Genomic DNA, 11,353 nt, shown 5'->3' with positions numbered 1-11,353 from the left:
AGTCCTGCCCACTCCCGAGGAAGGGCCGTGATGGACAAGAAGGAAGCGCAGGAAGCCCTTGCCTCGGCCGACGCACTGGCCTCCCGGATGCGCGTGAGGAGCAGGCGGCCCGGCCTGGCGGTGTTCCTCCTCGGCCTGGCCATGATGGTGATGACGGCCGTCTTCGGACTGCTGATCGAGCCCTCGACGCAGTACGCCGTTCCGGCCGTCCTGCTCATTCCCTTCTTCGCCCTCGTGATCCACACGGCGACGCGTCCGGTGCTGGCCCGCCGGTACCGGACCCTGTATGCCCTCACGACGGCGGCGGGCGCCGCCGTCTACACACTCACCGTCACACTCGGCACGGTGCTCTTCTCCGGCGAACCACTCTGGTGGGTCCCCGGGGCCGCCCTGTGCGCCGTGCCCTTCTTCGTGATCGGCGTCCTCGACCGCAGGGCGGCTCGCACCCCGGGGTCCGGGCCGTGACGCATCCCCGCAAGTCCCTCGACACCGTGATCCACGCACCGGTGCGGTTCTCCATCGCCGCCGCGCTGGCTTCGGTCGACGAGGCTGATTTCCGGACGCTCCGGGACGCCATCGAGATCACGGACTCGGCCCTGTCCAAGCAGATCGCCCTCCTGGAGGAGGCCGGGTACGTGAAGGTCCGCAAGGCCTTCGTCGGCAAGCGTGCGCGTACGTGGCTCTCCCTGACGGGCAGGGGCCGTACGGCCTTCACCCGCCACTTGGCCGCCCTGCGCGACATTGCCGAGTGGGCGCCCGAGCCGTGAGGCGGACAAAGGCGGTCATCGTGAGCTCGGCCGCCCGGCACACGACGAGGCCCTCGCCGGCATGACCGGCGAGGGCCTCGTACAACAGCCTCGCAAGAGCAAAGGCGGAGGAGGTCGCGTCAGAAGACCGACTCCGCCTCGGCCATCCGGCTCTCCGGCACCCGCTTGAGCTCCGTGACGGCGTCCGCGATCGGCACCATCTCGATGTTCGTGCCCTTGAGGGCGGTCATCTTGCCGAAGTCGCCGCGGTGGGCGGCCTCGACCGCGTGCCAGCCGAAGCGGGTGGCGAGGACGCGGTCGTACGCGGTGGGGGTGCCGCCGCGCTGGACGTGGCCGAGGATGACCGGGCGGGCCTCCTTGCCCAGACGCTTCTCCAGCTCGGTGGCGAGCTTGGTGCCGATGCCGGCGAAGCGCTCGTGGCCGAACTGGTCTATGGCGCCCTTCTTGTAGTCCATCGACCCCTCGGCGGGGTGGGCGCCCTCGGCGACGCAGATCACGGCGAACTTCTTGCCGCGGGCGAAGCGCTCCTCGACCATCTTCACCAGGTCGTCGACCTCGAAGGCCCGCTCGGGCAGGCAGATGCCGTGGGCGCCGCCGGCCATGCCGGACTCCAGGGCGATCCAGCCGGCGTGCCGGCCCATGACCTCGACGACCATCACGCGCTGGTGGGACTCGGCGGTGGTCTTCAGCCGGTCGATGGCCTCCGTGGCGACGCCGACGGCGGTGTCGAAGCCGAAGGTGCGGTCCGTGGAGGAGATGTCGTTGTCGATGGTCTTGGGCACGCCCACGACGGGCAGGCCCGCGTCCGACAGCATGCGGGCGGCGGTCAGCGTGCCCTCGCCGCCGATGGGGATGAGCACGTCGATGCCGTACTCGCGGGCGAGCTCCTTGGAGCTCTCGCAGGCCTCGCGGAGGCGGGCGCGCTCCAGGCGGGAGGAGCCGAGGATGGTCCCGCCGCGGGCCAGGATGCCGCTGACCGCTTCCAGGTCGAGCTTGCGGTGGCGGCCGTCGAGCAGGCCCTTGAAGCCGTCCTCGAAGCCGATGACCTCGTCACCGTGGCCGACGACCGCGCGGTGCACCACCGAGCGGATGACAGCGTTCAGGCCGGGGCAGTCGCCGCCTGCGGTGAGAACTCCGATGCGCATCGCGTGCTGTGTCTCCTGCTCTGGGGTCCCCCCTACCGGAGGTAAGGGGATGGTACATGTGAGCCGGGCCGATTGTTTCACGGTCCGACGGGTACCGGGCACACCCTCAGGGCCGCGCCGGTCCCGACCTCCGCTGGTGCGGGCGCTCCCGCCTGCTGACGCGCGCCTTATCCACGGGCGCAGGTATTGTCAAGAGGTCAAGCCCACCATAACGGGTAATTTTTAAGCCGAAGAACACGGCGTGGGACACGCCGAAGCACAGCGAAGAACACCGAAGAACACGGCGATGGATCAAGGAGAGCACGCGTGACGCGCAGCGTGTACGTGACCGGTACCGACCGGGGCGACGGGCGCCAGGTCATCGAGCTGGGAGTCATGGAGCTCCTCACCCGTCAGGTGGACCGGGTGGGCGTCTTCCGCCCGCTCGTGCACGGCGACGGCCCGGACCGCCTCTTCGACCTGCTGCGGTCCCGCTACCGCCTCGGCCAGTCCGCCGGGTCGGTCTACGGCATGAGCTACGGCGAGGCCTCCGCACTGCAGGCCGAGCGCGGCACGGACGAGCTGGTCTCGCGGCTGGTCGAGCGCTTCCACGCCGTCGCCCGCGACTACGAGTACGTGCTCGTGCTCGGCACCGACTACGCCGGCTCGACGCTCCCCGACGAGCTGGCGCTCAACGCGCGCCTCGCCAACGAGTTCGGCGCGTCGGTGATCACCGTCGTCGGCGGCCAGGACCAGCCGGCGGAGGCCGTGCGGGCCGAGGCGCGCAACGCCTACCGCGCCTACGAGGCCCTGGGCTGCGACGTCGTCGCCCTGGTCGTGAACCGGGTGGCCCCGGCCGACCGCGAGGCCGTCGGCGAGCGCCTCTCGGCGAGCCTGCCCGTCCCCTGCTACACGCTCCCCGAGGAGGCCGGGCTCTCCGCGCCGACCGTCGCGCAGATCGTCCGCAAGCTGGGCGCCGAGGTGCTGCTCGGCGACGACGCCGGGCTGGCCCGCGACGCCAAGGACTTCGTCTTCGGCGGCGCCATGCTGCCGGCCTTCCTGCCCGCGCTGACCGAGGGCTGCCTGGTCGTGACCCCCGGGGACCGGGTGGACCTGATCGTCGGCGCCCTCGCCGCGCACAGCGCCGGCGCCCCGCCGATAGCCGGCGTGCTGCTGACCCTGGACGAGAAGCCGGGCCCGGACATCCTGGCCCTCGCCGACCGGCTGGCCCCGGGCACCCCGGTCGTCTCGGTGCCGGGCGGCTCCTTCCCGACCGCGGCCGAGCTGTTCGCGGTCGAGGGCAAGCTGGACGCGTTCTCGCCGCGCAAGGCGGAGACCGCCCTCGGCCTGTTCGAGCGGCACGTGGACACCGCGGAGCTGACGAACCGCATCGCCGTGGCCCGCTCCAGCCGCGTCACCCCGATGATGTTCGAGCACGAGCTGATCGAGCGCTCCCGCTCGGCCCGCCGCCGCATCGTCCTGCCGGAGGGCACCGAGGAGCGCGTGCTGCGCGCCGCCGACGTGGTGCTGCGCCGCGACATCTGCGACCTCACGCTGCTGGGCGAGGAGGGCGCGATCCGCAAGCGCGCCGGCGAGCTGGGCATCGACCTGGCCGAGGCGCAGATCATCGACCCGCAGACCTCGCCGCTGCGCGAGCGCTTCGCCGAGCTCTACGCCACGGCGCGCGCCCACAAGGGCATGACCGTCGAGCTCGCGCACGACGTGGTCACCGACGTCTCCTACTTCGGCACGCTGATGGTCCAGGAGGGCCTGGCCGACGGCATGGTCTCCGGCGCGGTGCACTCCACCGCCGCCACCATCCGCCCCGCCTTCGAGATCATCAAGACGGCGCCGGGCGCGCAGATCGTCTCGTCCGTCTTCTTCATGTGCCTGGCCGACCGGGTGCTGGTCTACGGCGACTGCGCGGTCAACCCCGACCCGGACGCCGAGCAGCTCGCGGACATCGCCATCCAGTCCGCGACGACCGCCGCGCAGTTCGGCGTGGAGCCGCGGATCGCGATGCTGTCGTACTCCACCGGCACCTCGGGCTCCGGCGCGGACGTCGACAAGGTCCGCAAGGCGACCGAGCTCGTCCGTGAGCGCCGCCCGGACCTGCTGGTCGAGGGCCCGATCCAGTACGACGCCGCCGTGGACGCCGCGGTCGCCAAGACCAAGCTCCCCGGCTCGGAGGTGGCCGGCAAGGCCACCGTGCTGATCTTCCCCGACCTGAACACCGGCAACAACACCTACAAGGCCGTCCAGCGCTCGGCCGGCGCCGTGGCCGTCGGCCCGGTCCTGCAGGGCCTGCGCAAGCCCGTCAACGACCTCTCCCGCGGTGCGCTGGTGCAGGACATCGTGACCACCGTCGCGATCTCCGCGATCCAGGCCCAGGGCGAGCGCACGAACGGAACCGCTCCGGCCGCCCCCGCCGTCTGACGCCCGTACGGCCGTACGGGACCGCCGCCCGGTCCCGTACGGCCGGCCCACCGCCCCCCGCACCCCCGACGTACGAGCCCCCACAACCCGGAAAGCGTTCATGACTGCCAACCCCACCCGAGTCCTCGTCCTCAACTCCGGCTCCTCCTCGGTCAAGTACCAGCTGCTCGACATGGCCGGCGGCGCCCGGCTGGCCGCGGGCCTGGTCGAGCGCATCGGCGAGGAGACCTCCCGCCTGGTGCACTCCCCGCTCGCCGCGGGCGGCGGCAAGCGCGAGAAGGAGGCGCCGATCGCCGACCACGAGGCCGCGCTGCAGGCGGTGGCCGCGGAGCTGGCCGCGGACGGGCTGGGCCTCGACTCGCCGGAGCTCGCCGCGATCGGCCACCGGGTGGTGCACGGCGGTCAGAAGTTCACCGCCCCCACCGTGATCACCGACGAGGTGCTGGCGGAGATCGAGCGGCTGGTGCCGGTGGCCCCGCTGCACAACCCGGCCAACATCACCGGCATCCGCACCGCGCAGGCGCTCCGCCCCGACCTGCCGCAGGTCGCCGTCTTCGACACCGCGTTCCACACGACGATGCCGGAGGCCGCCGCCCGCTACGCCATCGACACGGCCACGGCCGACGCCCACATGGTGCGCCGCTACGGCTTCCACGGCACCTCGCACGCCTACGTCGCGCGCGAGACCGCGAAGCTGCTCGGCAAGGACCCGTCCGAGGTCAACGTGATCGTGCTGCACCTGGGCAACGGCGCCTCGGCGTCCGCGGTCGAGCGCGGCCGCTGCGTCGACACCTCCATGGGCCTGACCCCGCTGGAGGGCCTGGTCATGGGCACCCGCTCCGGCGACCTGGACCCGGCGGTCATCTTCCACCTGTCGCGCAACGCCGGGATGTCCACCGACGAGATCGACACGCTGCTCAACAAGAAGAGCGGCCTGATAGGCCTGTGCGGCGACAACGACATGCGCGAGATCCGCCGCCGCATCGACGAGGGCGACGAGCGGGCGAAGCTCGCCTTCGACATCTACGTGCACCGGCTGAAGAAGTACATCGGCGCCTACTACGCGGTCCTCGGGAAGGTCGACGCCGTGGCCTTCACGGCGGGCGTCGGCGAGAACGCGGCACCGGTGCGGGAGGCCGCGGTGGCGGGCCTGGAGGAGCTGGGCCTGGCCGTGGACGCCGACCTCAACGCCGTCCGCTCCGGCGAGCCGCGCCTGATCTCCCCCGGGTACGCCCGGGTCGCGGTCGCCGTCGTGCCCACCGACGAGGAGCTGGAGATCGCCACTCAGACGTACGACCTGGTCAGCGCTTGATCGCCGGCCGCTGCTCGGTCGTTCCCACAGCTCGAATATTCCGCTCCGAAACAAACCGATAGGATCAGCCCCATGCGCCGTTCCAAAATCGTCTGCACCCTGGGCCCCGCCGTCGACTCCTTCGAGCAGCTGAAGACGCTGATCGAGGCCGGCATGAACGTGGCCCGCTTCAACATGAGCCACGGGACCCACGCGGAGCACGAGGAGCGGTACCACCGCCTCCGTAAGGCCGCACAGGAGACCGGCCGGGCGGTCGGCGTCCTCGCCGACCTCCAGGGCCCGAAGATCCGCCTGGAGACCTTCGCGGACGGCCCGGTGGAGCTGGTGCGCGGCGACGAGTTCACCATCACGACCGAGGACGTCCCCGGCGACAGGACCATCTGCGGCACGACCTACAAGGGCCTGCCGGGCGACGTCGCCAAGGGCGACCAGATCCTGATCAACGACGGCAACGTCGAGCTGCGGGTCACCGAGGTCGAGGGCCCGCGCGTGCGGACCATCGTGATCGAGGGCGGCGTCATCTCCGACCACAAGGGCATCAACCTGCCCGGTGCGGCGGTGAACGTCCCGGCGCTGTCCGAGAAGGACGTCGAGGACCTGAAGTTCGCCCTCGCCATGGGCTGCGACATGGTCGCCCTGTCCTTCGTCCGCGACGCCAAGGACGTCCTGGACGTCCACCACGTCATGGACGAGGTGGGCCGCCGGGTGCCGGTCATCGCCAAGGTCGAGAAGCCTCAGGCCGTCGCCAACATGGAGGACGTCGTCATGGCGTTCGACGGCGTGATGGTGGCCCGCGGCGACCTGGCGGTGGAGTACCCGCTGGAGAAGGTCCCGATGGTGCAGAAGCGCCTCATCGAGATGTGCCGCCGCAACGCCAAGCCGGTGATCGTGGCGACCCAGATGATGGAGTCGATGATCACCAACTCGCGGCCGACCCGCGCCGAGGCCTCCGACGTCGCCAACGCCATCCTCGACGGCGCCGACGCGGTCATGCTCTCCGCCGAGTCCAGCGTGGGCGCCTACCCGATCGAGACCGTCAAGACGATGTCCCGCATCGTCGAGGCGGCCGAGGAGGAGCTGCTCTCCAAGGGCCTGCAGCCGCTGGTCCCGGGCAAGAAGCCGCGCACCCAGGGCGGCTCCGTCGCCCGCGCGGCCTGCGAGATCGCGGACTTCCTGGGCGCCAAGTCGCTGGTCGCCTTCACCAAGTCCGGCGACACCGCCCGCCGGCTGTCCCGCTACCGCGCGGCCCAGCCGATCCTGGCCTTCACCACGGACGCCTCCACCTGCAACCAGCTCACGCTGAGCTGGGGCGTCGAGACCTTCGTCGTCCCGCACGTGGAGAACACGGACGCGATGGTCGACCTCGTCGACGCGGAGCTGCTGAAGCTCAAGCGCTACAACGACGGCGACACCATGATCATCACGGCGGGCTCCCCGCCCGGTGTCCCCGGCACGACGAACATGGTGCGGGTGCACCACCTGGGCGGCGAGACCCGCTAGGTCCCCCGTCCCGTACGAACGGCCGTGGCCGCCGTCCCCGCGCGGGGGCGGCGGCCACGGCCGTTTGCTGCGCGGGTGCGCCCGCCGGCCCTACGGGTACGTGCCGTCGGTGATGTACTGGTGCAGGTTCGGGATGTGCAGCGTGCCGCCGAACTGCCCCGCCTGACGGATCTTGACGTTGGTGTAGAAGACGGGGATCGGCAGCTTCAGCCCCGGGATCAGCGGCGGCGGGACGCCGGGCGAGTGGGTCGCCGGGATGAGCCCGAGGAGGTTGCCCTTCAGCTCCTCGGTGTACATGGTGATCTTCCCGCCGGTGACCGTGGACTCCGTGCCGATGCCGGCCACGTGGTACTGCTTGCCCTGGCTGTTGACGATCTGGTGCAGGTCCTTGATCGCCAGCGAGTCGGCGGTGAACTTGAGGACGTCCTTCTTCTGCCCGTTCACCATGGTGATCTTCTTGACGCCCTCGTAGGTCAGCCCGGTGAGGGTGAGCTTGCTCGCCTCCAGGTACCAGGGCTGGTCCGGGAAGGCGTGGTGCTCGTTCTCGTCGACGACCGTGCCCTTGGGGCAGGGGGGCAGCTCGCCGTCGGCGCCCGGCTGGGGGGCGGCCGACGCCGATGTCGAGGCGGAGGGCGCGGGGCTGGCCGGCGTGGAGGGGTCCGGCTCCTCCGTCTCCTTCTTCCCGGCCTTCTCCCCGGCCTTCTTCCCGTCCTGCTCCGGCTGGGCGGAGGGCTGGGCGGACGGCTTGGCGGAGGGCTTGGACTCGGCAGCCCCGGACGTGGGGGGTGCGGACGGGACCGGCGCTGCGGGACCCGGGGAGCTCGCCGCGGGAGGCTTCGCGCCGCCGGTCAGGATGTCGTGCAGCTTGTCCCCGAGGCCCAGCGGGTCGAGGGGGTTGGTGGCCTTGGAGGCGGAGGGCGAGGGGGAAGGGGCCGCCGGGGGCGTCGCGGGCTTCGGCGACGCGGACTTCTCAGGAGCCGCCTTCTCCGGCGCCGCCGCCTTCTCCGGCTGCTCCTGCTTCCCGGCGGGCGCGGACGCACCCGCGCCCGGCGCCGCACTCGGGCCGCTGCTGGGCTTGCCGCCCGGCTGCTCACTCGGCTTCTCGCTCGGCTTGCCGCTCGGGCCGGCCGGCTTCTCCGCGTCGGGGCTCGCGCTCTCGGACGCCGTGTCCGGCGCCGTGGCACAGGCTCCGTCGAACAGCTTCTTGGGCGCGGGCTTGGCCGCGGCCAGCGTCGGTGTGAGCCCCATCCCCATGAGGACGGCGCTCGGCATCGCCACGAGGGCGACGGCCTTGCCCGCCGGCATGTGCAGCCGGGCGAGCAGGGGCTTTCTGGGCGCGGCGTGGCGCGGCCCGTCACTCGGCGGCACGGTGCCCTCCGTCCGTCTCCTCGCCGTGCGTCCGGCCCTCGTCCGGCCCCTTGGCCAACGACACGGCGGGCTCCCCGGCGTTCGCGGTCGCGTTCGCGGCGGGCTTCCCCGGTGCCCAGGACACCCCGAGGGCCCCGCCGACGAGGGCGAGGAGGAAGCCGATGACGAACGCGCCGAAGTTGGAGACCACCAGCGAGACCAGCGCGAGCAGGATGGCCGCGACCCCGGCGAAGATCCGCGACTGCTGCTGGAACCAGAGCGTCAGCCCGAGCACGATCAGCAGCACCCCTATGATCAGCGAGCCGGCGCCCGCCGTGGTGGCCATGCGGATGTGCAGGTCGCCCAGCGTCATGGTCTGGTAGGGGATGTACATGATCGGGATTCCGGCCAGCAGGGTCCACAGCCCGCCCCAGAACGGGCGTTGCCAGCGCCACTCCCGGAACGAACGGCGGGCGCGGCCGAATGAACTGATCTGCTGGGGTCGCGTGTCGGCGCTCATGTCGTACGGCTCCTCGGGACGGGCATGTTCTTCGATACGGCGCGGACGCGGTACGGGTGCGGGAACTCCCGTCCCGTACCGGCCCGTTCAGCGTGTCAGCCCTTGGGCGCCGGGCACTCGGCCGCGCCCATGTTGACGCTCATGTGCAGGCCGGGGAGCGTGAACGTTCCGGCCGAGGTGGCCCAGGCCTTCTGGTCGACGCTGTCGAACCAGACCTCGTCCGCCTGCTGGGCGAACGAACCGGGCACGTGCGCGCCCTCGCCGTTCTTGCCCGCGCCCGCGGGGCCCGGCCCCTTGGTGGTGTTGTCCACGGACACGCCGATGTCGACGTTCTTGAACGTGGCGTTGGCCTTCATGTCCTCGGCGTCGATGTAGAGCTTGGACGCCGTGACCTGCTTGTCGCCGCCCGCCTCCAGCTTCATCGACACCTTCTTGTCGGTGCCGGGGATGGGGATCGTGACCGCCTGGCACAGGTTGTTGATCTGCGCCTCGTCGATGCCGACGACGGCCACGGGCTTGCCGCCCGCCTTCGTCTGGTCCATCGCGCCGTACTGGACGAACCCGGTGCCGTGCAGCTTCCCGGCCGTCACCTGGAACTGCTGGCCCGACACGCTGAACGACGCCGCCAGCGCACCCTGCGCTATGGCGACCCCGATCGCGGCCGTCGCCGCGACGCTCGGGACCATGACGACGGCGAACCGCCGCCATCTGGTCCCACCGCGAGTCTGAGACTCCATGACTTGCCTCCTTCTCGGACGTACACCCCCGGCTCCGGCTCCGCGTCGCGGATCCGCGCCCGGGGATGGGAGACGTGCTACGTCCTCGGGAAGGAGAGCGCCGCCGTCCGGCGACACGAAACGCCTCCGGGACCACCGGCGATCACCCCCGAGCGACAACCACTTGGCCACGCCTTCGCGCAACCTCCGGGACAGGCCCTGCCGGAGTGCGGCGGGGACCCCCCTGTCCCTGAACCGGCCCGCAGGGGGCCGGTCCGCCCGGTGGGGACCCGTTCTCCGGCCCCGGCCGGCTGCCGGGTGGGGGAACGGACCGAGCTTGGCCGATCGTGGTGCATTCCCGGCTGCCGCACAAGAGGTTCATTACTAGCGAGTAACGAGCCGATAACCGCGGGGCGTCCGGTGCGCATCGGCGGGCCGCGCGAGGTCGCCGCACCGTGCCCGGAAAGAAGGGGAGGTAAAACGAAAAACCCGGGCGAAAGCCCGGGTTTTCCTTACTCGCAGTAACGGCGGCCCCGTTTACCAAGTTTTGGTAAAGCGATGCCGCTGGGTCATGTGGGTCAGAACAGCGCGCGAGAGAGCGCGGTCCGCGCGGCACTCACCCGCGGGTCGTCCGCCCCGATCACCTCGAAGAGCTCCAGCAGCCGCACGCGGGCCGCGTTCCGGTCCTCGCCCGCCGTGCGCCTGACCGTGTCGATGAGACGGCCGAAAGCGTCCTCGACATGACCGCCCACCAGATCCAGGTCGGCCGCGGCGATCTGCGCCTGCACATCACCGGGACCCTCCGCGGCGGCCTTGCGGACCGCCTGCGGGTCGACGCCCTGGACGCGCTGGAGCAGCTCGGCCTGCGCGAGGCCCAGCTTCGCCTCCGGGTTGCCCGGGTCATCGGCCAGCACGTTCTTGTACGCCTGGACGGCGCCGCTCAGGTCGCCCTTGTCCAGCGCCTCGTGCGCCAGGCTCAGCACGCCGTCGTACGGACCGGCCGGCTGCTGCGGCTCCGCCGCACCCTCCTCGGCGCCCTCCGCGGAGACCGGCGCGCCCACGATGCCGAAGCGCTGCTCCGCCACCTGCACCAGCTGGTCCAGCACCTGACGGATCTGCGCCTCCGGCGCGGCGCCCTGGAACAGCGGCAGGGCCTGGCCCGCCACCACCGCGAAGACCGCGGGGATCGACTGCACGCCGAACTGCTGGAAGAGCAGCTGATTGGCCTCGACGTCGACCTTGGCGAGCACGAAACGGCCCGCGTACTCGGCCGCCAGCCGCTCCAGCAGCGGGCCGAGCTGCTTGCACGGCTCGCACCAGTCGGCCCAGAAGTCGATGACGACGGGCACCTCGGCGGAGCGCTGCAGGACCTGCGTCTCGAAGCCGGCCTCGTCGGCGTCGAAGACCAGACGGCCCGCGGCGGCGGGCGGCGTGCCCTTCCGGGCGGCCTCGGCGCGCGCCTGCTCCGCCTTCTGCTTGGCTTCCCCGGCCGCCTTCACCGCGGCGAGGTCGACCACTCCACTCATGGACATGTTCCGTGGCTGCATGGGCCCATCCTCCCCCCTCCGCGCGCGAACCGGAAAAATAGCGGTGGCGTGCGACACCGGGTCCCCACCCGGCGTCCGTGGTTG

General features: G+C 71.6%; 10 protein-coding genes. 5 read left to right on the top strand and 5 right to left on the bottom strand.

Going from position 1 to position 11,353, the window contains the following annotated elements:
• The first annotated feature begins 30 nt into the window (after positions 1-30).
• Together ACFZCD_RS12670 and ACFZCD_RS12665 are read left to right on the top strand one after the other, a co-directional pair.
• A complete protein-coding gene (locus ACFZCD_RS12670; protein ID WP_391829879.1) occupies positions 31-465 on the top strand; it encodes a hypothetical protein in 435 nt (144 codons plus the stop codon).
• A complete protein-coding gene (locus ACFZCD_RS12665; RefSeq protein WP_391829877.1) occupies positions 462-767 on the top strand; it encodes a winged helix-turn-helix domain-containing protein in 306 nt (101 codons plus the stop codon). Before ACFZCD_RS12670 ends, ACFZCD_RS12665 begins: the two co-directional genes overlap by 4 nt.
• A gap of 119 nt (positions 768-886) precedes the next feature.
• On the opposite strand, the gene ACFZCD_RS12660 is transcribed toward ACFZCD_RS12665, so the two are convergent.
• Positions 887-1,912, bottom strand: coding sequence for an ATP-dependent 6-phosphofructokinase (locus tag ACFZCD_RS12660; protein ID WP_391829875.1), 1,026 nt, complete (start codon positions 1,910-1,912; stop codon positions 887-889).
• A 306-nt stretch (positions 1,913-2,218) separates the two neighbouring features.
• Here ACFZCD_RS12660 and pta point away from each other — a divergent pair, with 306 nt between their 5' ends.
• From pta to pyk, 3 genes are all read left to right on the top strand, one after another.
• The gene (gene pta, locus ACFZCD_RS12655; protein ID WP_391829873.1) at positions 2,219-4,327 is read left to right on the top strand and encodes a phosphate acetyltransferase; all 2,109 of its coding nucleotides are present in this window, start codon (positions 2,219-2,221) and stop codon (positions 4,325-4,327) included.
• Between the two features lie 100 nt (positions 4,328-4,427).
• Positions 4,428-5,639: an acetate kinase gene (locus ACFZCD_RS12650; protein ID WP_391829871.1), complete on the top strand. Its 1,212-nt coding sequence runs from the start codon at positions 4,428-4,430 to the stop codon at positions 5,637-5,639.
• Positions 5,640-5,711: 72 nt separating this feature from the next.
• On the top strand, positions 5,712-7,139 hold the full coding sequence (gene pyk, locus ACFZCD_RS12645; protein WP_391829869.1) for a pyruvate kinase: 1,428 nt from the start codon (positions 5,712-5,714) through the stop codon (positions 7,137-7,139).
• Positions 7,140-7,229: 90 nt separating this feature from the next.
• Here the strand turns inward: pyk and ACFZCD_RS12640 are convergent, their stop codons facing one another.
• The 4 genes from ACFZCD_RS12640 to ACFZCD_RS12625 all read right to left on the bottom strand — a co-directional run bounded on the left by ACFZCD_RS12640 (position 7,230) and on the right by ACFZCD_RS12625 (position 11,269).
• The gene (locus ACFZCD_RS12640; protein ID WP_391829867.1) at positions 7,230-8,507 is read right to left on the bottom strand and encodes a hypothetical protein; all 1,278 of its coding nucleotides are present in this window, start codon (positions 8,505-8,507) and stop codon (positions 7,230-7,232) included.
• The gene (locus tag ACFZCD_RS12635) at positions 8,494-9,006 is read right to left on the bottom strand and encodes a DUF6114 domain-containing protein (protein WP_391829865.1); all 513 of its coding nucleotides are present in this window, start codon (positions 9,004-9,006) and stop codon (positions 8,494-8,496) included. Before ACFZCD_RS12635 ends, ACFZCD_RS12640 begins: the two co-directional genes overlap by 14 nt.
• 95 nt (positions 9,007-9,101) lie before the next feature.
• Complete coding sequence (locus ACFZCD_RS12630) at positions 9,102-9,743, bottom strand: DUF6230 family protein (RefSeq protein ID WP_391829863.1); 642 nt, start codon at positions 9,741-9,743, stop codon at positions 9,102-9,104.
• Positions 9,744-10,300: 557 nt separating this feature from the next.
• Positions 10,301-11,269, bottom strand: a complete 969-nt coding sequence (locus ACFZCD_RS12625; RefSeq protein WP_391829861.1) for a tetratricopeptide repeat protein — start codon at positions 11,267-11,269, stop codon at positions 10,301-10,303.
• Positions 11,270-11,353 lie beyond the last annotated feature (84 nt).

The sequence above is a fragment of the Streptomyces sp. NPDC008001 genome, from assembly GCF_042958085.1.
Classification (GTDB): Bacteria; Actinomycetota; Actinomycetes; order Streptomycetales; family Streptomycetaceae; genus Streptomyces.
The sequence above is the reverse complement of the archived record's forward strand: the minus strand, read 5'-3'. Positions and strand labels throughout refer to the sequence as shown.